The sequence below is a fragment of the Blastococcus sp. SYSU D00922 genome, from assembly GCF_054050495.1.
The window spans coordinates 23,493-48,421 of record NZ_JBJGZL010000013.1 but is presented as its reverse complement, the minus strand read 5'-3'; the positions used below and the strand labels follow the sequence as shown (position 1 = coordinate 48,421).

General features: G+C 75.4%; 23 protein-coding genes. 9 read left to right on the top strand and 14 right to left on the bottom strand.

From position 1 onward, the window contains the following. Positions 1-82: 82 nt before the first annotated feature. Positions 83-1,318, top strand: a complete 1,236-nt coding sequence (locus ACI78T_RS17025; protein WP_456559304.1) for a hypothetical protein — start codon at positions 83-85, stop codon at positions 1,316-1,318. Here ACI78T_RS17025 and ACI78T_RS17020 read toward each other — a convergent pair whose 3' ends face one another. Both ACI78T_RS17020 and ACI78T_RS17015 read right to left on the bottom strand, forming a co-directional pair. After that, positions 1,319-2,389: an acyl-CoA dehydrogenase family protein gene (locus tag ACI78T_RS17020; protein WP_456559303.1), complete on the bottom strand. Its 1,071-nt coding sequence runs from the start codon at positions 2,387-2,389 to the stop codon at positions 1,319-1,321. 76 nt (positions 2,390-2,465) lie between these two features. Then, the gene (locus tag ACI78T_RS17015; protein WP_456559302.1) at positions 2,466-3,629 is read right to left on the bottom strand and encodes an acyl-CoA dehydrogenase family protein; all 1,164 of its coding nucleotides are present in this window, start codon (positions 3,627-3,629) and stop codon (positions 2,466-2,468) included. 157 nt (positions 3,630-3,786) lie between these two features. On the opposite strand from ACI78T_RS17015, the gene ACI78T_RS17010 reads away from it, so the two are divergent. Then, the gene (locus ACI78T_RS17010) at positions 3,787-4,293 is read left to right on the top strand and encodes a hypothetical protein (protein ID WP_456559301.1); all 507 of its coding nucleotides are present in this window, start codon (positions 3,787-3,789) and stop codon (positions 4,291-4,293) included. Here the strand turns inward: ACI78T_RS17010 and ACI78T_RS17005 are convergent. The 3 genes from ACI78T_RS17005 to ACI78T_RS16995 all read right to left on the bottom strand — a co-directional run bounded on the left by ACI78T_RS17005 (position 4,290) and on the right by ACI78T_RS16995 (position 7,711). After that, the gene (locus ACI78T_RS17005; protein WP_456559300.1) at positions 4,290-4,589 is read right to left on the bottom strand and encodes a hypothetical protein; all 300 of its coding nucleotides are present in this window, start codon (positions 4,587-4,589) and stop codon (positions 4,290-4,292) included. The two genes, ACI78T_RS17010 and ACI78T_RS17005, sit on opposite strands and share 4 nt — an antisense overlap. 69 nt (positions 4,590-4,658) lie before the next feature. Continuing rightward, positions 4,659-6,914: a SpoIIE family protein phosphatase gene (locus ACI78T_RS17000; protein ID WP_456559299.1), complete on the bottom strand. Its 2,256-nt coding sequence runs from the start codon at positions 6,912-6,914 to the stop codon at positions 4,659-4,661. Further along, positions 6,911-7,711, bottom strand: a complete 801-nt coding sequence (locus tag ACI78T_RS16995) for an alpha/beta fold hydrolase (protein WP_456559298.1) — start codon at positions 7,709-7,711, stop codon at positions 6,911-6,913. Before ACI78T_RS16995 ends, ACI78T_RS17000 begins: the two co-directional genes overlap by 4 nt. 224 nt (positions 7,712-7,935) lie before the next feature. Here ACI78T_RS16995 and ACI78T_RS16990 point away from each other — a divergent pair, with 224 nt between their 5' ends. Further along, complete coding sequence (locus ACI78T_RS16990) at positions 7,936-8,685, top strand: hemerythrin domain-containing protein (protein WP_456559297.1); 750 nt, start codon at positions 7,936-7,938, stop codon at positions 8,683-8,685. Positions 8,686-8,948: 263 nt separating this feature from the next. Next, positions 8,949-9,629, top strand: coding sequence for an alpha/beta fold hydrolase (locus ACI78T_RS16985; protein ID WP_456559296.1), 681 nt, complete (start codon positions 8,949-8,951; stop codon positions 9,627-9,629). On the opposite strand, the gene ACI78T_RS16980 is transcribed toward ACI78T_RS16985, so the two are convergent. After that, positions 9,611-9,913 (bottom strand): DUF6191 domain-containing protein, encoded by a 303-nt coding sequence (locus ACI78T_RS16980; RefSeq protein WP_456559295.1) that lies wholly within the window; start codon positions 9,911-9,913, stop codon positions 9,611-9,613. The two genes, ACI78T_RS16985 and ACI78T_RS16980, sit on opposite strands and share 19 nt — an antisense overlap. A 107-nt stretch (positions 9,914-10,020) precedes the next feature. On the opposite strand from ACI78T_RS16980, the gene ACI78T_RS16975 reads away from it, so the two are divergent. Further along, positions 10,021-12,330 (top strand): helicase, encoded by a 2,310-nt coding sequence (locus ACI78T_RS16975; protein ID WP_456559294.1) that lies wholly within the window; start codon positions 10,021-10,023, stop codon positions 12,328-12,330. A gap of 55 nt (positions 12,331-12,385) precedes the next feature. Here the strand turns inward: ACI78T_RS16975 and ACI78T_RS16970 are convergent, their stop codons facing one another. Both ACI78T_RS16970 and ACI78T_RS16965 read right to left on the bottom strand, forming a co-directional pair. Continuing rightward, positions 12,386-13,075 (bottom strand): hypothetical protein, encoded by a 690-nt coding sequence (locus ACI78T_RS16970; RefSeq protein WP_456559293.1) that lies wholly within the window; start codon positions 13,073-13,075, stop codon positions 12,386-12,388. 134 nt (positions 13,076-13,209) lie between these two features. Beyond that, entirely contained in the window at positions 13,210-13,938 is a 729-nt protein-coding gene (locus ACI78T_RS16965) for a hemerythrin domain-containing protein (RefSeq protein ID WP_456559292.1), read from the bottom strand. A 136-nt stretch (positions 13,939-14,074) separates the two neighbouring features. Here ACI78T_RS16965 and ACI78T_RS16960 point away from each other — a divergent pair, with 136 nt between their 5' ends. Both ACI78T_RS16960 and ACI78T_RS16955 read left to right on the top strand, forming a co-directional pair. Further along, complete coding sequence (locus tag ACI78T_RS16960; protein WP_456559291.1) at positions 14,075-16,066, top strand: sensor histidine kinase; 1,992 nt, start codon at positions 14,075-14,077, stop codon at positions 16,064-16,066. Continuing rightward, entirely contained in the window at positions 16,063-16,716 is a 654-nt protein-coding gene (locus ACI78T_RS16955; protein ID WP_241038376.1) for a response regulator, read from the top strand. Before ACI78T_RS16960 ends, ACI78T_RS16955 begins: the two co-directional genes overlap by 4 nt. On the opposite strand, the gene ACI78T_RS16950 is transcribed toward ACI78T_RS16955, so the two are convergent. The 3 genes from ACI78T_RS16950 to ACI78T_RS16940 are packed head-to-tail and all read right to left on the bottom strand — an operon-like array spanning position 16,709 to position 20,310. Next, complete coding sequence (locus tag ACI78T_RS16950; RefSeq protein WP_456559290.1) at positions 16,709-17,956, bottom strand: cytochrome P450; 1,248 nt, start codon at positions 17,954-17,956, stop codon at positions 16,709-16,711. The two genes, ACI78T_RS16955 and ACI78T_RS16950, sit on opposite strands and share 8 nt — an antisense overlap. A 38-nt stretch (positions 17,957-17,994) precedes the next feature. After that, positions 17,995-19,602, bottom strand: a complete 1,608-nt coding sequence (locus tag ACI78T_RS16945; RefSeq protein ID WP_456559289.1) for an SIR2 family protein — start codon at positions 19,600-19,602, stop codon at positions 17,995-17,997. Between the two features lie 57 nt (positions 19,603-19,659). Beyond that, positions 19,660-20,310, bottom strand: coding sequence for a hypothetical protein (locus ACI78T_RS16940; RefSeq protein ID WP_456559288.1), 651 nt, complete (start codon positions 20,308-20,310; stop codon positions 19,660-19,662). Between the two features lie 100 nt (positions 20,311-20,410). On the opposite strand from ACI78T_RS16940, the gene ACI78T_RS16935 reads away from it, so the two are divergent. Then, positions 20,411-21,259, top strand: coding sequence for a DUF1206 domain-containing protein (locus ACI78T_RS16935; protein ID WP_456559287.1), 849 nt, complete (start codon positions 20,411-20,413; stop codon positions 21,257-21,259). Positions 21,260-21,337: 78 nt separating this feature from the next. Then, positions 21,338-22,258, top strand: coding sequence for a DUF1206 domain-containing protein (locus ACI78T_RS16930; protein WP_456559286.1), 921 nt, complete (start codon positions 21,338-21,340; stop codon positions 22,256-22,258). Here ACI78T_RS16930 and fabG read toward each other — a convergent pair. From fabG to ACI78T_RS16915, 3 genes are all read right to left on the bottom strand, one after another. Continuing rightward, complete coding sequence (gene fabG, locus ACI78T_RS16925; protein ID WP_456559285.1) at positions 22,255-23,004, bottom strand: 3-oxoacyl-ACP reductase FabG; 750 nt, start codon at positions 23,002-23,004, stop codon at positions 22,255-22,257. The genes ACI78T_RS16930 and fabG overlap by 4 nt on opposite strands. Next, a complete protein-coding gene (locus ACI78T_RS16920) occupies positions 23,004-24,218 on the bottom strand; it encodes an acetyl-CoA C-acetyltransferase (protein WP_456559284.1) in 1,215 nt (404 codons plus the stop codon). The genes fabG and ACI78T_RS16920 overlap by 1 nt, the downstream gene beginning before the upstream one ends. A 133-nt stretch (positions 24,219-24,351) precedes the next feature. Continuing rightward, positions 24,352-24,729, bottom strand: coding sequence for an anti-sigma factor antagonist (locus ACI78T_RS16915; RefSeq protein WP_456559283.1), 378 nt, complete (start codon positions 24,727-24,729; stop codon positions 24,352-24,354). Positions 24,730-24,929 lie beyond the last annotated feature (200 nt).

Genomic DNA, 24,929 nt, shown 5'->3' with positions numbered 1-24,929 from the left:
CATGTGTCGCTCCGGCCGTGCGGGTGACGACGGGTCACGGCATCCTCGTCTGAGGACCCCCCTGCACCTGAGGACGGACACCGTGACGACCTCTGATCCGACTCCCACGACCGAGAAGCGCGGCCGCCACGCCCGCTCCGCCGACTACGCCGACGCCGACGCAGCGCCGAACGAGAACCACCGCCCGGACGGCGACCCGCCTCACGACGGCGAGGCGCACGGCGCGACGGCGGCCGGCGCCGAACCGGAGGACCGCCGGCAGGACACCGCGCCACCTGGAGAGCCAGAACGACGCGAACAACCCCAGGCGCAGGACTACACCGAGACAGAGCCCGACAAGTCCGAGCAGTCCCGGAACGACGCGGAGGACGAGCCCGCGCAGCAGCAGCCCGCCAAGCGGTCGCGGTTCCGCCCCAGCCGCACCCTGCACCCGCTGGGCCACCACCCCGCCGGCACCTCGCTCCTGATGAGCTCCGGACTCCTCACCGGCCTGTCGCTCGCGCCGGTGATCTTCGACCAGCTCGACTTCGACGTCGCCACCCGCGCCGCACGCGCCGCCCGCAGCGCCGCCGCCCCGTGGCCGGGGGGCGGGGAGCCGTGGTTCTGGCCGTCCTGGGTCGCGATGATCGCGGCGGTCGTCGCCGCCGTCCTGATCGTCCTCGCGTTCACGGGGGTCAAGCTCCCCGACCTCGCCGTCCTGGTCCTCGGCGTCGTCCTCGCCGTCACGACCGCGCGCGCGGCCTGGTCAACTCTGGACGTCGTCAACTCCCGCCTCTGGGACCTGCTCCCGCTCTGCCTCATCTGCCTGCTCGCGTTCGGCCTGGCCATCAGCGGCGCCGCGCACTGGCGATCACCCGAGGCCGAGGCCAAGGGCAGCGGCGCCGGCGGAGCAGCCGGCGTGGTCGCCGGCGGGGCGGCGCTCTCCCTGATCCTGCTGGCCGGCGGCGCGGCCGTCGCCAGCGTCCAGGCGAAGGGCCTCGGCCCGGGCGGCCCGCCACAGGACGTCGCCGGCCTGCTGAGCACCCGCGCGGCGGACGCCCCCGAGGTCGACGTCCTCGCCGGCAGCTGGGCGCCGCAGCTCGCTGCCGCCCAGGTCGGGGACGACGACGCCGCGGCCACCGCCTTCTCGGCGCGGCACCGCGACGTCACGAACCGCGTGCCCGCCCTCCTCGCCCGCGGTGACGACCTGGGCGGCGACCTCGACGACACCTGGTGGGTGTCGCTGGCCGCCCAGCGGTTCGGCTCGGAGGCGGAAGCGGCGCAGTGGTGTTCCTCGAGCGGGCTGCCCGAGTGCACCCCGCTCGAGGTCAGCGGCTGATCAGACCACCCGGGTCAGCGCCGGCCACAAGGCGTCGGGGCCGTCGGCGAGCAGCCCGGCGCCGAGCACCCGCGACCACACGAGCTCGCTGCCGGCCTCGTCCCGCCACGACCACAGCCGCCGGGTCAGGTGGTGCAGCTTGTGCTCCTGCGTGAACCCGATCGCGCCGTGCACCTGGTGCGCCAGCCGGGCGACCACCTCGACCGCCGCACCGGCCCGCACCTTGGCCGCGGCCGCGGCCAGCACCACGTTCTCGCCCCGGTCCAGCGCCTGCACCGCGGCGTCGGTCAGCGCCGTCACCGCGGTCACCTCGCCGGCCATCTCGGCGAGCTCCATCTGGATCGCCTGGAACTTGCCCAGCGGCCGGCCGAACTGGTGCCGCTCCCCCGCGTACTGAACGGTCCACGCCAGCACCTGCTCCAGCGCCGCGGCCAGCTGCACCGCCCGCGCCAGCGCGTACCGCGCCCGCAGCTCGGCAGCCTGCACCGGGGTGAGCAGAGCGCCGGAGGTCCCCACCTGGTCGAGCACCAGCGACCCCCGCGGCTCACCGGCCAGGTTGAAGGCGTCAGTGGCCGGCAGCGACGACGCGTCCACCAGCGCCAGCACCGCGCCCTCGATCCCCGCCGGCGCGGGCGCCAGGACGACGACGTTCGCCGCCGCGCCCGCCCATGGCACGTCGGTCACGGTGCCGTTGAGCGTGAACCGCCCCGGCCCGTCGCCGTTGTCGACCGGGTGCACGGTCACCGCGTCGGCGATCGCGAACGTCGTCGGCTGGTCGGGCGACGGCAGCGACAGGGCGGCCGCCACCAACGCGGGACCGGCGACCAGCAGCTGCTCGGCCACCGGCACCGCCGCGGCCCCCGCCGCCAGCGTCCGGACGATCGCCACGGCGTCGGCCAGCTCCCCGCCGGAGCCACCGGCCTCCTCCGGCAGCCCGACGCCGGTCAGCCCGGCCTCGGCCAGCGCACCCCACAGCCCGGCGTCCCACCGGCGCTCGGCGGTGAGCACGAACGGCTCGAAGCCGCCGAGGATGTCCCGGACGGTCTCGACCACCAGGTCCTGGTCGCTCATCGCTCTACCCCCTGGCTCGACGCCGCGCTCGTTCCGCTCCTCGCTCGTTCCTCGCTGCGATGCTCGCTCGCTGTGGTCATCGCAGGCCCAGCCCGCGCGCCACGATCCCCCGCAGGATCTCGTTGGTCCCGCCGCGCAGCGTGTAGCCGGGCGCGTGCAGCTGCGCCTCGGCCATCGCCCTGCCGAGCGGATCGGGCGAGTCCAGCGACGGCGTCACGTCCACGACCTTCCGGATCTCCTCGACGACGTCCCCCTCGAACGTCGTCCCCACGTCCTTGACCAGCGCAGCCGGGATGTTGGGCAGCTCGCCGCGGTCGAGCGCCGACGCGATCCGCAGCGACATCTGGCGCAGCGCCAGCACCCGCGCCGACAGTCGGCCGAGGGTGGCCAGCGCCACCGGGTCGCCCGAGTCCGCCACCCGCCGGGCGAACTCGGCGACAAGTGGATATGTCGACAGGAAGCGCTCCGGCCCGGATCGCTCGAACGCCAGCTCCGCGGTCACCTGGTGCCAGCCGTTGCCCTCCTCGCCGAGGAGCATGTCGCCCGGGACGACGACGTCCTCGAAGACGACCTCGTTGAAGTGGTGCCCGCCGTCCAGGATGCGGATCGGGTTGATCGTGATGCCCGGCAGAGACAGGTCGACCAGCAGCTGCGACATCCCGGCGTGCCGGTTCGCGGTGTCCTGCGGCGAGGTGCGCACCAGCACGATCCCGTAGTGCGACTCGTGCGCGTTCGACGTCCAGACCTTGGCGCCGTTGACCACCCAGTCACCGGCCTCGTTGCGGGTGGCCTTGGTCCGGATCGAGGCGAGGTCGGACCCGGAGTCGGGCTCGCTCATCCCGATGACGAAGAAGCACTCCCCCGCCGCGATGCGCGGCAGGATCTCCTGCCGCTGCTTCTCGGTGCCGTAGGTCAGCAGGTTGGGGCCGGACTGCCGGTCGGCGATCCAGTGGGCCGCCACCGGCGCCCCCGCGGCCAGCAGTTCCTCGGTGACGGCGTAGCGCTCCATCGCCGACCGCTCGTGCCCGCCGTACTCCTTCGGCCACGTCATCCCGAGCCAGCCGCGCTCGCCCAGCTTCTTCGAGAAGGCGGGGTCGACGCCGGACAGCCAGGTGTCCACGTGGGTCCGGAACGTGCCGGCGGCCAGCTCGGCGGCGAGGAACTCGCGGACCTCCGCCCGTACCTGCTCCGCGGCCTCCGACCGCGGCGCGGGCGCCAGGGTCAACGAGTTGCTGCTCATGCGGCTCCCCACGTCGGTGTGGCTGCTGTCCCCTTCGGTTGTACAGGCACCCCCGCACGGCCACCGCGCGGAGGTCCCTGTCCCGGCAGGACCGGCGGGCGTAGCGTCCGCCGCGCTCCGCCCGGGCACGGAGCGGGGAGCCGACGGGGGAACGGCCATGCCGAGCACGCGAACTGCCGCCACGACCCTCGTGGTCGCCCTCCTGCTCGCCGGATGCGGCGCCGGTCGGGCACTGAGCGGGCTCACCGACGACGCCATGCGCTCGGGCGACGACCTCCTCCGCAGCGGCGACGAGCTCGCGGACGGCTCGCTCTACCTGCCGCACCTCGACGAGCCGATCCCGCCCGCGCAGGCCGCCGACCTCGCGGACGACCTGGAGCTGTCCATCGCGGCGCTCCTGGACCGGCACGTCGACGGGCTCTCCGAGGAGGAAGCCCGGCAGGTCGCCGGGTACTCGTGCGCCGCCAAGGACTGGCTCGAGGTCGGCATGGCCGACTCGGTCCCCGAGGCCGTCGAGAAGGCCCTGGTGAACGAGGGCGGCACCAGCACCTTCCGGCAGCGCGTCGAAGGCCTCACCCAGGACCTCGAGGACGCCGGCAACTCGGGCGAGGTCGCGGCGCAGATCGCCGCGTTCTCCCTCTGCGAGGCGGTCGACGCCGGCTAGCCGGACCGGTCGTCGTCCTCGTCCGACCCCCGGGTCAGCTGGCGGAACTCGCTGACGACGTCGGTCGCGACGGCGCCGAGCGAGTTCAGCGCGCCGGTGACCAGCCGCCGGACCCCGGTCATGTCCAGCCCGAGTCCCGCGCCGAGGCCCGCCGCGACGTCCAGCCCTCGCAGCTCCCCGACGGTCGTCTCCCGGTCGGCCAGCTCCGGGCACCACCGCATCGCGTCGCCCGACATCGACCAGTCGCCGGTCGCGCCGTCGATCGCGGTCGCCACCGGGTTGGGGGAAGAGTCCATGGCCGCCTCCAGCGCAGGGGTCCGCCCTCATGGTGACCCCGGCAGCGGGATGGCGGAAGGGCCCCGGGCTCAGCCGAGGCGGGTCAGTGCCAGCAGCGCGATGTCGTCGGCACGGTGCGCACCGGTGAGCTCGGCCAGCAGCCGGTCGCACAGCTCGTCGGGGTCCGACGTGCCCGCGTTCGTCGCGGCCGCGAGCAGGTGCGCGAGCCCCTCGTCGATGTCGGCCGACCGGCTCTCCACCAGCCCGTCGGTGAAGAACACCAGCGTGGCCCCGACCGGCAGCACGCCCGCCCACTCGACGGCCGGCGCCGGCGCGGGCGGGGCCCCGAGCATCCGGGTCGGCGCGACCGGCAGGAACTCGGCACGCCCACCGGCGATCAGCAGCGGCGCCAGGTGGCCCGCCGACGCGATCCGCAGCTGCCCGGTGACGGGGTCGAACGTCGCGAACAGCGCGGTCGCCATCCGCTTCAGCCCCAGCAGCGACCAGCTGGCCTGCAGCCGGTCGATGACCGCGCTGGGCGAGGGCCGGTCGACCAGCAGCGCCCGGTACACCGAGGTCAGCTGGCCCATCGTCGCCGCGGCCGTGATGTCGTGCCCGACGACGTCGCCGACCGCGAGCGCCACCTGGTCGCCGGGCAGCCGGACGACGTCGTAGAAGTCGCCGCCGACCTCGACCCCGTGCGTGGCGGCCAGGTACCGCACCGCGGAGGCCACCCCCTGCACGGCCGACTGCTCCGGCGGCAGCAGGTTGGCCTGGAGCTCGTGCGACGTCCGCACCTCGAGCTCGTACCGCTGCGCCTTGGCCAGGACCAGTGACAGCTGGAGGCCTAGCTGCTCCGCGACCTCGACGTCGGCGGCGGTGAACTGCCCGCGGCGGCTGTCGGCGCCCATGCTCAGCACGCCGAGCTGCCGGCCGTCGGCGACCAGGGGCACGGCGACGATGCCGACGAGGTCGAGCGCCCGCACCGCCTCGAGGTGCCGGTCGTCGGCGGTGACCCGGGCCAGGAACGCGTCGTCGACGGACCTGATCCACTGCGTCCGGCTCTCGGTCATCGCCCGCACCGACGGGTGCGGCGCCCCCTGCGGCGGCAGCGTCCGGCGCTGCAGCTCCTCGACCACCGCGGCCATGCCGGGGTCCCGGTGCCGGACCGTGCGCCGCGAGACCTCCTCCTCGGACGTGAGGTCGATGGTGCAGACGGCCGCCAGCCGGCTGACGACCAGTTCGGTCAGCCGCTCCACCGTCTCCGGCACGTCGGCGGCTCCGGCCAGCAAGCGGGCCGCCTCGAGCAGGAACGCGGCCCGCTCGCCCTGCCGCGCGGTCTCCTCGTGCAGCTGCGCCCGCTCCAGCGCCTGTCCCGCCTGGCGGCCCAGCGTCCAGAGCAGCTCGACGTCCGCCGGCGCGCTCGCCGGCAGCTGCTCCTCGAGGCTGATCAGCTCGTCCCCACGGCCGATGCCCAGCACGATCGCGCCCAGCCGGCGGCTGTCGGCCGCGACGGGCACGGTGACCAGCGCGGTCAGGCCCGCGTCGTCCATCGCCGTCGCGACCGCGGGCTGCGCCGTCCGCATGCGCTCGTCGAGCGGGATCGTCCGCACACCCTGGGCCAGCTCGAGGGCCAGCTGCTCGGCCGCGGCGTCGTGCAGCGCCTGCAGCAGGTCCTCGCCGAGCCCGTGCGACCGGGCCGACCACAGGCCGGCGGCGGCCTCGGGGTGGACGAGGTCCTCCACCAGCAGCAGGGCGGCGCCGGCGGCGCCGACCGCCGTCCGGCTCCGCTCCACGATCACCGTGGCGACGTCGGCCACCGAGGTGGCCGCCGCGAGGTCGGACACGACCGTCTGCACGAGCCGCGTCCGCGCCTCCGAGTCCTCCGCGGCCCGCTGCGCCGCCAGCAGCTCGCGCTCGTACCGGCGCCGGGCCGTCGCCTCGAACAGCGTCGCCCGGACCAGCACCGGTGCGCCCGTCTCGTCGCGCAGCTCGACGGCGTTGAGGAGGCAGGGCAGCAGCGAGCCGTCGACCCGGACGACGTCCAGCGCGATCTCCCGCACCGCCCCCTGCATGCGCAGGAGCGGCGCCAGGTGCGTCTCGTGGAACACCCGTCCCCCGACGGAGAGCAGGTCCTGGAACCGGGTCCCCATGAGCTCCTCGGCGGGGCGGCCGGTCCACGCGCAGAACGTCCGGTTCGCCTTGACGATCCGCCCGTCGGGGAGCGTGGAGAGGTACCCCATGGGCGCGTTCTCGTACAGGTCGGCGGGATCGTCCTCCAGCAGCCTGCCGAGCTGCGCCCGCGGGTCCTGCCCGGGGTTCCCGATGGCGTCCGTCGCGCTCACCCCGACAGGAACTCCCGGATCGCGGCCGTCGTCTCCTCCGGCGCGCTCAGGTGCGGCACGTGCCCGGTCGCCTTCAGCTGCGTGAACGTGCTGCCGGGCACCTGGGCGTGCACGAACCGGCCCACGACCTCGGGCGCGATGACGTCCTCGCTGCACTGCAGGACCAGGGTCGGGACGGCGACGCCGGCGAGGTCGGCCCGGTTGTCCGACAGGAACGTCACGCGGGCGAAGTGCCGGGCGATGTGCGGGTCGGTGCGGCAGAAGCTGTTGGTCAGCTCCTCGGCCAGCTCCGGGTGGTCGGGGTTGCCCATGATCACCGGTGCCATCTGCGCCGACCAGCCCAGGTGGTTGGCGTCGAGCGCGTCGAGCAGCCCCGCGATGTCGGTCCGGCTGAACCCGCCGACGTAGTCGCCGTCGTCGACGTACCGGGGGTTCGGGCCCACCATCACGAGCGCCCCGAAGAGCTCGGGCGCCTGCTGCAGCGCGAGCACCCCGATCATCGCGCTCACCGAGTGCCCCACGAAGACGACGTCGGTGAGGCCGAGTTCCCGGCAGACCTCGACGATGTCGCCCGCGTACCCCCGCAGGGACCCGTACCTCTGCGGGTCGTAGGCGCTCAGGTCGGAGTTGCCCGCCCCGACGAGGTCGAGCAGGACGACGCGGTGGTCGACCTCGAAGTCCGGCGCGACGAAGCGCCACATCGCCTGGTCGCAGCCGAAGCCGTGCACGAACACGATGGGCCGCCCGTCGGGGAGACCGCTGACGCGGACGCAGTTGCGCTCGAGGACGCCGGCCACGGTTCGAATCTAGGGGACCTCCGGCCGGGTGTCGCGCGTTTCCGCACCCAACGGTTCCGGACCGCTCCGCTACCCGACGGGACGACGCGCCGAGGACGGGGCGTGGGACACCACCGTCCGTATCCGGAATCCCCTGTCGCGTCGGCGATGAGGCCCCTAACCTCCCCCGCATCGCCCCGGTAGGACCGCCGGTGCGCCGGCACGACCGCCGAACGAGGTGCTGCATGACCGCAACCGCGGTCCGGCCGACCGGCCTGATCCCCGCCCCGCGCGCCGCCGCGGACGACACCGCCCCGCGCACCGCTCCGGCCTCCGCCGCCTGCCGCGCCGTCGCCTACCAGCGCGTGCTGCACCAGCTGGTGCGCCGCGAGCTGCGGCTGCTCGCCGACCTGGCCGCCTGGGCCCCCGCCGACGAGGCGGAGCGGACGGCCATGCTGACCCGGCACGCCGACCTGATCGGCCGCGTCCTGCTGCACCACCACGGCGTCGAGCGGGACGCCGTCTGGCCGGCGCTGCTGCGCGCCGCGCCGGTCGAGGCCCGGGAAGCCGTCGACGACTGGACGGCCCGGTGCGCGCGGATCGACCACATGCTGCGCGACGTCGCCACGGCCGCCCGCCAGTGGCAGGTGGCCGCCACCGCCCCCGCGCGCGACGCCTTCGCGACCGCCTGCCGGGAGCTGGCCGACGAGGTGGAGGCCCAGACCGCCGACGAGGAGCGGACGCTCGTCCCGCTGCTGGCCGAGCACCTCGCCGCCGAGGACTGGACGGCGATCGCCGCCCGGTCGCACTGCCGGCTCTCCGCCCCCGAGCAGCTGTTCGTCCTCGGGCTGGCGCTCGAGGACTCGTCGGCCACCGACCGCGCACGGCTCCTCGACGGCCTGCCGTGGTCGGTCCGCCGCGCGTGGCGGCGGCACGGCGCCCGGCGCTACCGCGCCGCGGTCGTGCGCCTGCGGGGTGCGCCCCCGTCGGCCTGACCCTGGGTCAGTAGCGGGACGTCCCGCAGTCGGAGCAGCGCTTGCGCTCCGTCGACGTGACGGCGGTGCAGTTGTCGCAGACCCAGGTGGCCCGCTCCGTCGTCCGTTCCTTGGTGGCTGTGCTCATGTCGTTCTCCCCCTCCTCCGAGGCTCGGGGAGAACGCTAGGCACCGAGTGTGTCCAGAAGGTGACGCCAGAGTTGCGCTTGGCATCAAACTAATTGCCGCCGATCAGTTCCGGCTCCGCGCACGGTCTCCCCTGGCATGACGACCTTCGTGCTGGTGCCCGGCGCCGGCGGGGACACGCTGTTCTGGCACCGGCTGGTGGCCGAGCTCGAGCGACGGGGGCACGAGGCCCTGCCGGTCGAGCTGCCGGTCCGCGACGACTCGGCCGGCCTGGCCGCCTACGCCGACCGCGTCGTCGAGGTCATCGGGGACCGCTCCCCCGTCGTCCTGGTCGCGCAGTCGATGGGCGGGCTCACGGCCCCGCTGGTCTGCGAGCGGGTGCCGGTGGAGCTGCTGGTCCTGCTCAACGCCATGGTGCCGCTGCCCGGCGAGACCGGTGGCGAGTGGTGGGCCGTCACCGGGCAGGGCGAGGCCGCGGCCGCCTACCGCGAGAGCCAGGGCCTGCCTGCCGAGCTCGACGACGAGGCGACCTACTTCCACGACGTCCCACCCGAGGCCGTCGCGGCCTACACGAGCCAGGAGTTCGCGCAGTCGGGGCGGCCGTTCGAGGACCCCTGGCCGCTCGACCGGTGGCCCGACGTGCCGACCCGGGTGGTCGCCGGCCGCGACGACCGGCTCTTCCCGCTCGACTTCCAGCGGAAGCTCGCCGCAGAGCGGCTCGGGCTGGACGTCGACGAGATACCGGGCGGCCACTGCGCCGCGCTGAGCCGGCCGGTCGAGCTGGCCGATCTGCTGGAGAGCTACCTGGGGTCGAGGTAGGCCACGCCGCTGTCGAGGTCGATCCGCCCGTACGGCGGGGCGCCGTCCTCGACGTCGTCGCGCCGCAGCTCCCGGACCCGCCGCTCCTCCAGGTCCACCGCCCTCCCGGGGAGGAGCGCGGAGGAGAACACGTCCATCCCACCCGCCGACAGCGCGTGCCGACGGCGCCCGTGCAGCCGGCTGCGGCGGCCCAGCCGCGACCAGGCATGCTCGACCGAGGCGAGGACGACGAGCAGGACCACCAGTCCCGGCAGCGTCAGCGCGAAGAGCGCACCCGCACCCATGCCGCCACGCTAACGGCTCCGGCCCTGCCCACGACCCCGGCCGGGCACAATGGTCGGTTCCGCGCGGCGGCGTGCGGTGGTGCGCAGGTCAGCAGGAAGAGGAGAGCTTGACGACGGTACGGCCCGAGGCTGCCCACGCGGCCGATCTGGCGGCGGAACAGCAGTACGTGAGCGGCCTGTACGCCCGGCTCGACGAGCTGCGCGCCCGCACCGTGGGTCGCCTCGAGGAGCAGCTGGCACTGGTCCCGCACAACCCGCAGGCCATCGGGGAGCGCGAGGCGCAGGTCGAGCTGCACACCCAGCGCATCGTCGCGCTCGACGCGGCCGAGAGCGGGCTGTGCTTCGGTCGGCTGGACCGCCACGACACCGACGTGCCGCGCTACATCGGCCGGATCGGCCTGTCGTCCGAGGACGGCAGCGACGAGCCACTGCTGGTCGACTGGCGAGCCCCCGCCGCGCAGCCGTTCTACACCGCCACTCCCCTGCACGACCTCGGCGTCCGCCGCCGCCGGCACATCCGCACCCGCGGCCGCACCGTCGACTCGATCGCCGACGAGACGCTCGACCTCACCGCCCCGGACGTCGCCGAGCGGGCCGGGCCCGCGAGCGAGTCGGTGCTGCTGGCCGCGCTGAACGCCACCCGCACCGGCCGGATGACCGACATCGTGCGCACCATCCAGGCCGAGCAGGACCGGATCATCCGGGCCGACTCCCGCGGCGTGGTCGTCGTCCAGGGCGGGCCCGGCACCGGGAAGACCGCCGTCGCCCTGCACCGCGCGGCCTACCTGCTCTACACCCACCGCGAGCGGCTGGCCCGCAGCGGCCTGCTGGTCGTCGGCCCGACCCGGACCTTCCTCCGCTACATCGCCGACGTGCTGCCCTCGCTCGGCGAGACCGGCGTGGTCCTCGCCGACCTCGCCGGGCTGCGCCCGGGCATGCGCGCCGACGCCGTCGAGCGGCCGGAGGTGGCCGAGGTGAAGGGCCGGCTCGCGATGGCCGACGTTCTCGCCGCGGCCCTGCGGAACCGGCAGGCCGTGATCGACCGGCCGGTCGAGCTCGAGATCGACGGCACGCCGCTGCGGTTCACCAAGGCCGACGCGGCGCGCGTCCGCTCCCGCGCGCGGGCCGCCTCGCGGCTGCACAACGAGGCCCGCCCCGCCGCCGCCCGCACGGTGGTCGACCTGGTGGCCCGCAAGTACGCCGACAAGCTGGGCGAGAACGTCCTCGGCGGCGCCAACCTGCTGGGTGAGGGCGACGTCGCCGCGCTGCGCCGGGAGGTCGCCGCCGAGCCTGCCGTCCACCGCCTGGTCGACCGGCTCTGGCCGCGGCTGACGGCGGAGCGCCTGGTCACCGACCTGCTCGCCTCGCCGGCGCAGTTGGCCGCCGCGGCGCCCGGCTGGAGCGAGGCCGACCTGGCGCTGCTGCACCGTCCGGCCTCCGCGCCGTGGACGCCGGCCGACGTCCCGCTGCTCGACGAGGCCGACGAGCTGCTCGGCGTCGACGACTCGGCGCAGCGGGCGGCCGACCGCCGCGAGGAGCGGCGCCGGCTCCGGCACGCCCAGGAGACCCTGGACCTGCTGCACGGCTCGCGGTCGCAGGACAACGAGACCGAGGACGAGTCGGAGGAGCTCAGCGCCGGCGACCTGCTCGACGCCGAGGGCCTCGCCGAGCGCCAGGAGGTGTCCGACACCCGGTCGACCGCCGAGCGCGCGGCTGCCGACCGCACCTGGACCTACGGGCACGTCATCGTCGACGAGGCGCAGGAGCTGTCGGCCATGGCGTGGCGGCTGCTGCTGCGCCGGTGCCCGACCCGGTCGATGACCCTCGTCGGCGACGTCGCCCAGACCGGGTCCGCCGCCGGCGCCTCCAGCTGGGCGGAGGTGCTCACCCCGCACCTCGGGCAGGCCTGGCGGCTGGAGGAGCTGACCGTCAACTACCGGACGCCGGCCGAGATCATGGCCGTCGCCGACGACGTCCTCGCCGCCGGCGGCACCGGCGGGACGACGGCCCAGGCGGTGCGCTCGACCGGGGTGCGGCCGTGGTCGCAGCGGGTCGAGGAGGCCGGGCTCGCGGACGCAGTGGCCGAGGCCGCAGCGGAGTTCGACAAGAAAGAAGGCACGCTCGCCGTCGTCGTCCCGCGCAGCCGGTTCCCCGCGGTGGCCGACTCGGTGCGGTCCCGCCTGCCGGAGACCAGCACGGACGGCGAGCTGACGACCGGCCCCGCCGTCCTCGTGCCGGAGGCGGTCAAGGGGCTGGAGTTCGACTCGGTGCTGGTCGTCGACCCGGTCGCGATCCTCGAGGAGGGCGTGCGCGGCACCAACGACCTCTACGTGGCCCTCACCCGGGCGACGCAGCGGCTCGGCGTCGTCCACCCCGGGGAGCTGCCCGGGATGCTGTCGGGGCTCGACCCGCGCTGAACGCGCGAACGGGCCCGGCGGCCGATGCCGCCGGGCCCGTCTCCGTGCGGATGGGTCACATCCGGGCCCACACCTCGTCGCGGGTGCGCAGGACGATCAGCCCGGCCCAGCCGAGACCGATCGCGACCAGCGCGGTGCCGATCGAGGGCAGCCACGGGTCGCCGGAGAACATCGTGAAGACGACCCAGCCGACGACGTTGAGCACCAGCGGGTAGACCGGGATGGCGCGGGCCCGCCAGGCGGCGAAGACGGCCAGGTTGATGCCGAGCGCCATGCCGAACACGCTGCTGGCCGCGATGATCGCGCCCTGGCCGTAACTCCCGGCGAGGTTCCAGATGTCGAGCGCCTGGTCGGCGGGCAGCGCGTTGGCCAGCGCCACGTCGTAGAAGTCGACGACGATGATCCCGGACAGGCCCGAGCCGAGGCCGGCGAGCACCATCGCGACCAGCGACGTCCTCGGCGCCCCGCGGCGGGCCAACCGGACGAGCGTGAACGCCGCCGGCACCAGCAGCAGGTAGCCGAAGTGCAGGACGACGGCGGCCCACAGGATGTTCGTCCTGTGGTCGACGCCGGTCTGCAGGTACTCGGCGTGCGTCTCGTTCTGGTACGGGATCATCAGCAGGCTGACGCAGGTCAGCGTGCCGGCGCCCAGCAGGGACAGCGCTCCGCCGATCCGGCGGAACCGGGTCTGCGGCTTGAGGTCGGCGGCCGCCGCGGTGGGCGCCGGCTCGGTGGTGGTGGTCATCGGGATCGGGTCCTTCCAGAGGGTCGGTTCGTTCTGGGGAAGACCCTCGTGCGCCCCGCGTCCCCGATCCCAGGGACGGCCGTCCCGAACTCCCGGGCAGCGAGATCCGGGTAGGCCGTCCCGGCCCCGCCGCCTCAGCCTGCCGTCGCGTGGCGGAAGGCGGCCCGCTCCTTGCGCTCGAACGGACGGCGGAAGGCCAGCGACCACAGCGTGTACGCCGGCTTGCCGAGGAACCCGGCGGCGGCGGTGCGCCCGTCGGCCGGCAGGTCGTGCATGACCCACGCCAGCGTGAACGGGATGAGCTTCGCCGGGTAACCCGCGCCGACCTGCTTGTCCATGCGCGCCCAGTCCTCGACGGTGAGGAACCGCTGCACCAGGGCGAGGGCGTCGCGCTCCTCGTGCCCCAGGTGGGCGCCCAGCTTCTCCCGGGTCCGCGTCACGTCGGCCACCAGCGCGGCGCGCGCGGTCTCGTCGGCCCGCTCGGCCAGCCGGGCGAAGCCGCGGGCGCACGCCTCCAGCATCGGGTCGATCTCGCCGTGCTCGGCCTCCATGGCCTCCAGCGTCGCCAGGTCCTCCGGCCCCCCGCCCTTCTCCGCCGCGGCCACCAGCTCGGGCCAGATGAAGCGGTCCTCGCCGCTGTGGTGGTGGTGCAGGATCGTCGCGAAGCGCTGCCACCGCTGGTCCAGGGCGCGCCACGTGGACCGGTCGGCCACCGGCGTCGCGCGCACCGCGCTCGCGAAGTTGCCCAGGTCGCGCCGGAACGCGTGGTGCATGAGGAACATCGGGGTGAGGTCCACCGGGCCGTCCGGCGACGCGGCCTGGCCGGGGAGCGTCAACTGGCCCTGCGTGGAAGTGCTGGTCATCGGGTTCCCTCTCGTGGGCGGCCGCCTGCCGGCCGGCTCGCGGTGACTGTCGCCGTCACCACTTGGAGGCCACTGAAAGGTGACTGGGATACCGAGGGCTGTCCGGAACCGGACCCCGCCGGGCAGGATGTCGCCCGTGCGTCGCTGGGTGCCGGGCCTCCTCGCCGCCCTCGGCGTCGGGTGCACGCTCGCGGCGGTGGCCGTGGGCGCGCTCGTCGAGGACGCCCGGCCGGTGGACGCCGGCGACGCCACCCTCGGCCTGCTCTACCCGCTGGTCGCCGCGCTGGTGCTCAGGCGGCAGCCGGGCAACCTCGTCGGCCGGCTGCTCATGGTCACGGTGGTGACCGGGCCGTACCTGCTGGCCGCCGAGTACGTCGTGCTGACCGGGAGCACCGACGGGCTGCTCGGCGGGGCGGCCGCCTGGCTCACCGCCTGGGGCTTCGTGCCGTACTACGTGATCGTCGCGCTCGTGCCGCTCTACTTCCCCGACGGCACCCTGCCCTCGCCGCGGTGGCGGCCGATCGCCCGCGTCCTCGCCACCGTGGTGGTCGTCGGCACCGTCGCCGCGATGTTCCGCAGCGGGCCGCTCGACTACGCGCCCGAGCACGAGAACCCGCTCGCCGTCGGCCTGTGGGTCAACGTCGTCCTGCTCGCCTGCTCGTTCACCGCCTTCCTGGTCGGCGGCGCGGTCGGTGTCGCCGCCCAGCTGGTCCGCATGCGGCGCGCGGAGGGCGTGGAGCGCACCCGGCTGCAGTGGCTGCTGCTCGGTGAGTCCGTGCTGTTCGTCTGCACGATCGCCTCGCTGGTGCTCGACCTGCCGGTCGTCTCCAGCGCGCTGTTCGCCGTCGGCTTCGCCGCGCTGCCAGTGGCCGTGGCGGTCGCGGTGCTCCGGCACGGCCTGTTCGACGTCGGCCTGGTGGTCAGCCGCGCCGTGGTGTTCAGCGTCCTGTCGGGGCTGCTGCTGATCGGCTACGCCGTGCTGGTCGCGGTGGTCGGCGAGCTGAGCGCCGGCGAGCGGCGGTTCGCCGTCGCGGCGGCCGCGCTCGCCTCGCTGGCCGCGGCGGCCGGCTGGGAACGCGCGCAGCGCGCCGTCGACCGGCTGCTCTACGGCGAGCGGCGCGACCCGCTCGCCGTCGCCACCCGGCTGGGGACGACGCTGGACTCGGCCGCCGCACCCGCCGAGGCGCTGCAGGCGCTGGCCGACGAGACCGCCCGCGCGCTCCGGCTCCCCCGGGTCGAGATCGTGCCGGCCGACCCGCGCCTGGCGCCGGCCGCTTCCTCCGGTCCGGTCCGCGGGGAGCCGACGGCCGACGTCCTGCCGCTGGTCTCGCTCGGCCGCGAGGTCGGCCGGCTCGCGGTGACCCACCGGCACCCCGGCGAGCGGTGGCGGCGGTCGGAGAAGGACGCCCTGGACGACGCCGCGCGACGGGCCGCCGCCCTCGTCTGGGCCGCCGGCCTGGTCGCCGACCTGCAGGCCGGCCGTGAGCGGATCGTGGCCGGGCGCGAGGAGGAGCGCCGCCGGCTGCGGCACGACCTGCACGACGGCGTCGGCCCCGAGCTCGCCGGGATGGCGCTGCAGCTCGAGCGGCTGGCCGGGAAGCTCTCCGACGACCCCGACCTGGCCGCGCTCGCCGGGCGGCTGCGCGACCAGATGCGCCGCACGGTGGCCGCCGTCCGGCGCGCCGTCGACGACCTGCGTCCACCGGCGCTGGACGAGCTGGGCCTGGTCGAGGCCCTCCGCGAGCACGTCGCCGCCTACCGGCTCCCGGTCCCCGCGGGCGGCCCGGCCGGCCAGGAGGACGCCCGCGTCACGGTGACCGCCGGCGACCTCCCGGACCTGCGCGCCGCGGTCGAGGTGGCCGCCTACCGGATCGCGACCGAGGCCGTCGCCAACGCCGTCCGCCACGCCGGTGCGTCGTCGTGCACCGTCTCGCTGGGCCTCTCCGGCGACGATCTGCTCGTGGAGATCGCCGACGACGGGCGCGGGGTCGCGGCCGACGCCGTCCCCGGGGTCGGCTCGACGAGCATGCGGGAGCGGGCGGCCGAGCTGGGCGGCTCGCTCGACGTGACGTCGGCCCCCGGTTCCGGGACGACGGTCCGCGCCCGGCTGCCGCTGGTGGCCCGGTGAGCGCCCCGATCCGGGTGGTCGTCGTCGACGACCACCCGCTCTACCGCGAGGGCGTCGCCGACGCGCTCGGCGACGCCGACGACATCGACGTCGTGGGCACCGCCGCCGACGGCGAGTCCGGCGTGGCCGTCGTCGACGAGGTGCGGCCGGACGTCGTCCTCATGGACCTGCGGATGCCCGGTGGCGGCGGGCTGCCGGCGACGACCGCCATCGCCGCGAGGCACCCCGGTACCGCGGTCGTCGTGCTCACGATGAGCGACGACGACGACTCGGTGTTCGCCGCCCTGCGCGCCGGTGCCCGGGGCTACCTGCTCAAGGAGAGCGAGGGCGCCGACATCGCGCGGGCGGTGCGCGCGGCCGCCCGCTCGGAGGCGGTGTTCGGCCCGCGCATCGCCGACCGCGTGCTGGCGTTCTTCGCCAACTCCCGGGCCCGCGCCGCCGCGGTGCCCTTCCCCGAGCTCACCGACCGGGAGCGCGAGGTGCTGGACCTGGTCGCGCACGGGCTGCCCAACGCCGCCATCGCCGCCCGGCTGTTCCTGAGCGAGAAGACGGTGCGGAACCGGGTGTCCGACGTGCTCACCAAGCTGCACGCCGCCAGCCGCGCCGAGGCGGTCGCCCTGGCCCGCGACGCGGGGCTCGGACCTAGCTGAGGCTGCCGGTCACGCGCAGGACGACGCCGCTGGCCGGCTTGGCCGGGATCCGGTGCAGCGCGATGGTCAGGTCCTGCTCCGGGACGTCGAACTGCAGCCGCGCCAGCCGGACCGCCAGCGCCGACAGCAGCGCGACCGTCAGCTGCTCGCCCGGGCAGCGGTGGTTGGTGCGCGGGTCGCCGCCGCCCTGGGGCACGAGCTCGAACGCCCCGATGTCCCGGCCGAGGAACCGCTCGGGCCGGAACGCGTACGGGTCGCCCCAGAGGTCCGGGTCGTGGTTCTGCCCGTACAGGTCGAGCAGCACCATCGAGTGCTTCGGGATCCGGACGCCGTCCCACTCCACCTCGCGCGGTGCCCGGCCGCCGATGAACGGGGCGAACGGGTAGAACCGGCGCACCTCGTGGGCCCACGCCTCGGCGTAGGCGGGGTCTCCGTCGGCGAGCCGCTTCCGGTTCTCCGGCCAGCGGATCAGCGCGTGCCCGGAGAAGGCCGTGAACCAGGCGACGGCGGTGGTCGGCCGGACGATGTTGAGCAGCTCCACCGCGGCGACCCGCGGGTCGAGCTGCTCGCCGTCGGCGTCCCGGTGCCGCGCGACGACCTCGACCGCCGATCCCGGCGCGACAGTCGTGCGGCCGGCCCTCACGTCGTCGACGAGCTGCGCCAGCCAGGCCTCGCGGCGGCCGCGGGCACGCCGGGCCCGCCAGTGCCGCGGGCCGCCGGTGGCGAAGCCGTCGACCATCGCCACCAGGTCGCGGGCGAGGCCCGGCACCTCGTCGTCGGTCACGGGGACGCCGGCCCAGCGCGTGACGGCGCCGGCGATCACCTGGGCCGCCTCGTCGAACAGCACGATCCGCGGGCGGCGGGTCCACTCCCCGACCGCGGCGTCCCAGGCGGCGCTCACCTGCTCCACCAGCGAGGCGATCCCGTCCTCGCGCATGAGCAGCGCGACGAACATCGCCTTGCGCACACGGTGCGCCTCGCCGTCGAGCGTGTGCACCGCGCCCTTGCCGAACAGCGTCCCCTGCACCGGCTCCGGGATCGCGTGCGCCCGGTGGACGTGGTCCTCGTCGTAGAGGAAGCGGGCGGCGTCGGGCCCCTCGACGGCGGTCACCGGCAGCCCGCCGAGGCGGGCGCCGACCGTGCGCCGGCCGGTCGCGCGGCGCCGGTCGGGGAGCCAGCCGTACCCGCGGGTCAGCAGCTGCAGGGCGTTCTCGGGACGACGCACCTTCGATCCGGGCATGTGGGGCACGGTGCCCCGGGGCCGCCGCGCACAACCACTCAGCCGGGGCGCTGCTCCTGCACGCGGTCGTCGTGGCCGTCGGTGGCGACGTCGCTGGGCCGGTCGTCGCCGTCCGCCGCCGTGCCGCCGTGGCCCAGCCGGCGCAGCAGCGCCGCGACCTCCTGCGCGGCCGCGGAGTCCGACTCGTGCCCGACCGCCTCGGCCACGCCGCCCAGGGCGTCGGCCAGGGCCCGCTCCCTCTCGTGGAGCAGCCCGCGGTACGCCGGGTCCAGCAGGTAGCCGGTCGGCGGCGTGGAGAGGCAGCCGATGAGGTCGAGCAGCACCTCGAGCCGCCGGGCCGCCTCGGCCGCCGGCGTGCCGGCCGCGCCCATGGCCACCGTCTCGACGTCGCGCTCCCACAGCCGGGCCCGCGCGGGGTCCTCCCGCAGCGCGAGCACGGTGCCGTTGCGGCGGCGCGACGGCGAGCCCTGCAGCTGGAGCGCGCTGCGCACCTGGTGGGCGATCCGGATCAGGTCGTCGTCGAGCATCGACGTGCCGACGAAGAGCACGTGCCGGGTGAGCAGCAGCGAGTGCAGGACGCCGGCCAGCGCCGCCCGGGTGTCACCGGACTGCAGGTACTCCTCGCGCGTGAGGACGACGCTCTCCGGGTGCGCGGCGTCCCCGTGCAGCTTGAGCAGCCACGGCGCGCCGGGTGTCGCCTCCTCGAAGGGCAGCACCCGGACGTCGCGGCCGATGTCGCGGGCCACCTGCTCCACGAGCGGGTCGTAGTTGGTGGTGACGAACTCCTGCACGGGCAGGTCGGCGATCAGCGCGTGCGCCAGCGAGTAGGAGCCGGGGCCGAACCGCTCCTTGACGAACGCCTCCAGCCGCTCGCGACCGAGCTCACGGGCGAGCAGCGCGGCGGAGTCCTGCGGGGGCAGCCGCGAGAGCCCTTCGCGCAGCTCGCCCTCGAGCCCCGAGGCCTCGGCGAGCTCGTCGACCAGCTCCTCCCACGTCGGCAGGCCCGCCGCGGCGCTCACGCCGGCGCCGAAGAACACGGCGAGCTGCCCCTTGCGCGCCTGCTCCCCCAGCCGCTCGGCCAACGCCCGCAGCTCGTCGGGGAGGTCCCAGCCGCCGTCCTCGCCGCGCCGCACGCGCTGGGCGGCGGCCAGGTCGCTGGGCCCGCGGAGCACCAGGGCGACGTCGAAACCGTGCTCGTCCGCGGCGGCGCGCAGGACCGGCAGCAGCTGCTGCAGCAGCGCTCCGCGCCGGCCGGCGGCGCCACCCCAGCCGGTGCCCAGCGCCGGCAGCCCGACCAGCCGGCGGGCGCGGCCGTGCGCCGGGTGGGGCACCTCCCGCCGGGCGACGGCGGCCAGCGCCTCGCGGGCGCCGTCGAGCAACCGGTCGAGCCCCCGGCCGTCGTCGTCCACGGAGTCGACCAGCCAGACCCGTCGGTCCCCCTCGCCGGGGACCTCGAGGACCCGCTCGTCGCCTTCCCACCGGAGCGCCACGCAGGCGCCGTCGTCGTCCTGCTCGGTCACCAGCTCACGCGGGAGCAGCGGGCAGAAACCGGGCGCCACCCGCAGGGTGCGGTCGGTCGGCACGAGGACGTCGTCGCACGAGAGCCGGGTCAGGTCGGCGCCGACCACGAACACGTGACCGCTCACGGCCACTGCCTTACCCAGGAACCGGTCCCGAACCGGCCGGATCTCCCCGGAGGCGGATCAGGCCCCGCAGCCGCCGGCGCCGCAGGCGCAGCCGGCGCACGCCGACGAGATGGTGCGGGTGGGGACGGGCCGGGCGGCGACCGTGCGCAGCCCGGAGGCGCCCACCAGCACCGGCACGGCGAGCGCGGCGACGACGAGCGCGGCGATCACGGTGGCGACGTCGGCCGCCCGCTCCCAGCTCTGCCCGAGCCCCGTGACGACGAGGAGGCCGGTGACCAGGGCGGCCCAGACCAGCAGCGCCTGCCCCCCGCGCCGGAGGCCGCCACCGCGACCGAGCAGCGCGGCACCGGCCACCAGGAGCAGCACCGGGACGGCGACGAGCAGGACGCCGGCCGCCGCGGTCTCCGACACCAGGGCGGCGACGAGCGCCCCGGCTCCGGCGGCGGTCGCCACGGCACCGAGCCCGCGCGCGCCGGCCGCCAGCTCGGCCGCCGCCGTCCGCGCCCCGCGCAGGAGCACCGTGCCGCGGACGACGAGGAAGGCGCCGATCGCGCCCAGCAGCAGCCGCGCCCCGGCGGCGTCCCACAGGACCGCGGTGACGGCGACGACGAGCATTCCCACGCCGAGCGCCACCCAGCGCGGCCACGTCCGGCGCGCCACCTCGGGGGCCATCGACTCGGTGCTGCCGGTCAGGATTCCGTTCGCCACCCGCCCAGTGTCCCTCACGCCGGCCGTCTCCTCCGCAGGCCGGGCACCGTGCCCTGTGCCACGCTGAGCCGTTGGCGTCGCGCGGTCGGAGGAGCCGGTCATGAGTGCGGAGAGTGCGGCGGGTTCGGCGCTGCGTGGGGTCCGGCAGGCGGGGAACGGCGACGCCCTGGAGCACCTGGCGCGCGTCGGGCTGCTGGCCTACGGCGTCGTCCACCTGCTGGTGGCCTGGCTGGCGCTGCAGCTGGCCTGGGGTGGAGGCGGCCAGTCCGCCGACCAGTCCGGCGCGATGGCGACGGTCGCCGAGTCCCCCGTCGGGAAGCCGCTGCTGTGGGTCGTCGCCGTCGGGCTGATCGCGCTCGCCGCGTGGCAGGCGGCCGAGATCCTCCGGTGGCGGAGCGGCTGGTCCGCCAGCGGCAAGGCGCGGACCAAGGCGCTGCGCAGGTCGGGGCGGGCGCTGGTGAAGGCCGTCGTCTACGCGGCGCTCGCCGTGCTGGCGATCAAGTTCGCCACGGGCAGCGGCACGTCCAGCTCCCAGTCGCAGCAGCAGACCACCGCCGGTGTCTTCGGCTGGCCGGCCGGGCAGTGGCTGGTCGGGGCCGCGGGCCTGGTGCTGATCGGGGTCGGCGCCTGGCACGTCCGCAAGGGGTTCAACAAGCACTTCCTCAAGGAGATCGACACCTCCGAGGCCTCGCCCGGAGCGCTCCGCCTGGTCACGCGGCTGGGCCAGGTCGGCTTCCCGGGCAAGGGCATCGCGCTCGCGGCGGTCGGCGTCCTGCTGATCTGGGCGGCGGTCACCTTCGACCCGGCCAAGGCCCGCGGGCTCGACGGCGCGCTGCGCGCGATCCTCGACCTGCCGTTCGGCCAGGTCCTGCTGACCATCGTCGCGGTGGGCGTCGCGGCGTTCGGCGCCTTCTGCTTCGCCCGGGCCCGCTACCCCGAGCGCACCTAGCCGTCACCGGCCGGGCCGCCGCACGCCGAGCCGTCGGCACGCTCTGCCTCTGCTCGCACAGGGAAGCAGAGGCAGAGCGTGCCGGATGCCCTCCAGCTCGCCCGGCCGGCACCTGTCCCGGACGATCAGCGGGTGCTCTCCGCCCGCTCGCTGCTCGACCGCGTGCACGAGGTCGTGGAACGGGCCCGCACCGTCACCGACCACCCCGTCCTGACCCACGTCGCCCGCATCGGCCTGGTCGCCTACGGCGCGATACACCTCCTCATCGCGTGGCTGGCGCTCCGGCTCGCCTGGGGGCTGCGCGGAGCGGACGCCGACCAGACCGGGGCCCTGCAGACCGTGGCGGCCGGCCCCGGCGGGCGGGTCCTCCTCTGGCTGATCGGCCTCGGGATGCTGTCGCTGGCGCTCTGGCAGGCCGGCGAGGTCCTGCTGTGGTGGCGCGGGCTCCTCGACCGCGCCCACCGCAGGCGCACCGCCGTCGTCTGCGCCAAGTGCCTGGCCAAGGCGCTCGTCTACGCCGTCCTCGGCATCACCGCGCTGCTGTTCGCCGTGGGGCTGGAGTACGAGGCGGACGAGCGGCTGGCCGACCTCACCGACGACGCGCTGGAGATCCCCGGGGGCGCCGCGCTGGTGTTCGTCGCCGCCGCCGGTGTCGTGGCGGTCGGCCTCTACACGCTGGTGCGCGGGCTCACCGGCGGCTTCATGCGCGACATCGACCTGCCCGCCGCCCCGGACCGCTGGGAGCCGCTGATCGAGGCGGTCGGGAGGGTCGGCTACGTCGCGAAGGGCGCCGCGTTCGGACTGGTCGGCGTCCTGCTCTGGCGGGCGGCCGCGTCGGCCGACGTCTCGACCGCCACCGGCCTGGACGGCGCGATGACCGCGATCGCCGGCGTCCGGACCGGGCCGTGGCTGCTCACCGCCGTGGCGGTGGGCTTCGCGGCCTTCGGCGGCTACGCCCTGGCGCGGGCGCGCTACCCCGACCGCGACCCGTCGTCCTAGTTGCGGGGACCGCCGGCGACGTAGACGACCTGGCCGGAGACGAAGCCTGCGCCCTCGCTGACGAAGAACGACACCGCGTGGGCGATGTCCTCGGGCACCCCGGCGCGGGCGACGGGGATGGCCGCCGCGCGCTTCTGCACGTAGGACTCCCACTCCTCGCCGATGCGCTCAGCGGTCGCCTTGGTCATCTCGGTCTGGATGAAGCCGGGGGCGATGGCGTTCGCGGTGACGCCGAACTTGCCCAGCTCGATCGCCAGCGTCTTGGTGAAGCCCTGCAGCCCGGCCTTGGCGGTGGCGTAGTTCGCCTGGCCGCGGTTGCCCAGCGCCGAGGTGCTCGACAGGTTCACGATCCGGCCCCACTTGGCGTCGATCATGTGCTTCTGCGCCGCGCGGGTCATGAGGAACGACCCGCGCAGGTGCACGTGCATGACCAGGTCCCAGTCGGCGTCGCTCATCTTGAACAGCAGGTTGTCGCGGGTCACCCCGGCGTTGTTGACCAGCACGACCGGCGGCCCGAGCTCGGCGGCGATCCGGTCGACGGCGGCCTGCACCTGCTCGGCGTCGCCGACGTCGGCGCCCACCGCCAGCGCCCGGCCACCCGCGGCCTCGATCGCCTCGACGGTGCCGCGGGCGTCGTCCTCGGACAGGTCCAGGACGGCGACGTCGAAGCCGTCGGCTGCCAGCCGCTGCGCCGTGGCGGCGCCGATTCCCCGGGCGGCCCCCGTGACGATGGCGACGCGGGCCATCAGGCGACCCGCTCGAAGACCGCGGCCAGGCCCTGGCCGCCGCCGATGCACATGGTCTCCAGTCCGTAGCGGGCCCCGCGGCGGTCCATCTCGCGCAGCAGCGTGGCGAGGATGCGCCCGCCGGTCGCGCCGACGGGGTGGCCGAGCGAGATGCCCGAGCCGTTGACGTTGGTGCGGTCCCAGTCGCTCTCGGTGAAGTCCCACTCGCGGGCGACCGCGAGGACCTGCGACGCGAACGCCTCGTTGAGCTCGATCAGGTCGATGTCGGAGAGCTTGAGGTCGGCCTGCGCGAGCGCCTTCGCCGTGGCCGGCACGGGACCGATGCCCATCGTCCTCGGCGGCACGCCCGCGACACCCCACGAGACCAGCCGGGCCAGGGGCCGAAGCCCGAGCTCGGCCGCCTTCTCCGGCGTGGTGACGACCGCGATCGCGGCGCCGTCGTTCTGCCCGCTGGCGTTGCCGGCGGTGACGGTCGCCTCGGGGTCGTCCTTGCCCATGATCGGGCGCAGCTTCGCGAGGGTCTCGACGTTCGAGTCGGGCCGGATGTGCTCGTCCCTGTCGACGACGGTCTCGGCCTTCCGGCTCGTCACGGTGACCGGGACGATCTCGTCGGCGAACCGGCCCGCCTCGGTGGCCGCGGCGGCGCGCTGGTGGCTCCGGACGGAGTACTCGTCCTGCTCGTCACGGCCGATCTTGTACTCGCGACGCAGGTTCTCCGCCGTCTCCAGCATGCCGCCGGGAACCGGGTGGTTCTGGCCGCCGGCGGTGACCCGGCCTCGGGCCAGGCCGTCCTGCAGCAGGACACCGGGCCCGGCCTTGACGCCCCAGCGCATGGCCGTCGAGTAGAAGGGCGCGTTGCTCATGGACTCCGCGCCACCGGCCAGCACGAGGTCGGAGGCGCCGGACTGGACCTGCATCGCGCCGTAGAGGACCGCCTGCAGGCCCGAGCCGCAGCGCCGGTCGATCTGGAGCCCGGAGGCCGTCACCGGCAGGCCGGCGTCGAGGGCGGCGACGCGGCCGATGGCGGGTGCGTCCATCGTCGGGTAGCAGTGGCCGAGGAGGACGTCCTCCACCGACTCCGGCGGCAGTCCCGTCCGCTCCATCAGCGCGCGGATCACCGTCGCGGCGAGCTCCTGCGCCGGCACGTCCCGCAGCGATCCGCCGAAACCCCCGACCGGGGTCCGCAGCGGCTCGCAGATGACCGCATCTCGCACGGTGGTCCTCCCTGAACCTCTCGACCGAGCCCCGCCCCGTCAGCCGGGGACGGCGGCACCGAGTCTGCCCCCGCGGGCACGCGGCCGCGCGAGCGGCCCGGTCAGCGGGGGCGGGGAGGTGCGGCTGGAGGGGTCAGGCGACGCCCTGCGCGGCGCTGTCGCCCACGCGCTCGGCCTTGAGGAGCTCCCACAGGCCGGTGATCTGCAGCGGGCGGATGACCGCCCGCGAGGACGCCAGCACCCGCATCGTCACGTCCTGTCGCACGGCACGGCGGTGGGCCGCGGCGAGGACGCACAGGCCGGCGGAGTCGAGGAAGGTGACCTGCCCGAGGTCGACGGTGAGCTCGCGGACGTCGCCGCCCTCGAGGAGGGTCTCGAGCTGCTGGCGGAGGACGGGAGCCGAGGTCGAGTCGACCTCACCGGACGCGGTGACGCAGACCGACGAGCCGGTGCCCGACACGTCGACGGACACGAGGTCCGTGGTGGTGGGTTCGAGTGAGGAAGCGGTCACGGATGTGCCTCTCGAGGCGGTGAAACCGGACCAGCGACGGGGCCTCCGAGGCGGAGGCGGCGGAACTGGCGAGACGGCTGACTGTTGAACCGCTACCCATGACCGTAGGGATCCGGCTCTCCGACCGCAAGGCTTCCGCCCCCGCACGTGTCCCATCCGTCACACGGGGAGCGGCCGCGAGCGGGCGCCCGGCCGGCGGA

Excerpts from the sequence above, each read along its gene's own strand:
- ACI78T_RS17020 (WP_456559303.1), bottom strand. The coding sequence starts at position 2,389 with ATGAGCGACCAGGACCTGGTGGTCGAGACCGTCCGGGACATCCTCGGC.
- ACI78T_RS17015 (WP_456559302.1), bottom strand. The coding sequence starts at position 3,629 with ATGAGCAGCAACTCGTTGACCCTGGCGCCCGCGCCGCGGTCGGAGGCC.
- ACI78T_RS17010 (WP_456559301.1), top strand. The coding sequence starts at position 3,787 with ATGCCGAGCACGCGAACTGCCGCCACGACCCTCGTGGTCGCCCTCCTG.
- ACI78T_RS17005 (WP_456559300.1), bottom strand. The coding sequence starts at position 4,589 with ATGGACTCTTCCCCCAACCCGGTGGCGACCGCGATCGACGGCGCGACC.
- ACI78T_RS16990 (WP_456559297.1), top strand. The coding sequence starts at position 7,936 with ATGACCGCAACCGCGGTCCGGCCGACCGGCCTGATCCCCGCCCCGCGC.
- ACI78T_RS16985 (WP_456559296.1), top strand. The coding sequence starts at position 8,949 with ATGACGACCTTCGTGCTGGTGCCCGGCGCCGGCGGGGACACGCTGTTC.
- ACI78T_RS16980 (WP_456559295.1), bottom strand. The coding sequence starts at position 9,913 with ATGGGTGCGGGTGCGCTCTTCGCGCTGACGCTGCCGGGACTGGTGGTC.
- ACI78T_RS16970 (WP_456559293.1), bottom strand. The coding sequence starts at position 13,075 with ATGACCACCACCACCGAGCCGGCGCCCACCGCGGCGGCCGCCGACCTC.
- ACI78T_RS16965 (WP_456559292.1), bottom strand. The coding sequence starts at position 13,938 with ATGACCAGCACTTCCACGCAGGGCCAGTTGACGCTCCCCGGCCAGGCC.
- ACI78T_RS16950 (WP_456559290.1), bottom strand. The coding sequence starts at position 17,956 with ATGCCCGGATCGAAGGTGCGTCGTCCCGAGAACGCCCTGCAGCTGCTG.
- ACI78T_RS16935 (WP_456559287.1), top strand. The coding sequence starts at position 20,411 with ATGAGTGCGGAGAGTGCGGCGGGTTCGGCGCTGCGTGGGGTCCGGCAG.
- fabG (WP_456559285.1), bottom strand. The coding sequence starts at position 23,004 with ATGGCCCGCGTCGCCATCGTCACGGGGGCCGCCCGGGGAATCGGCGCC.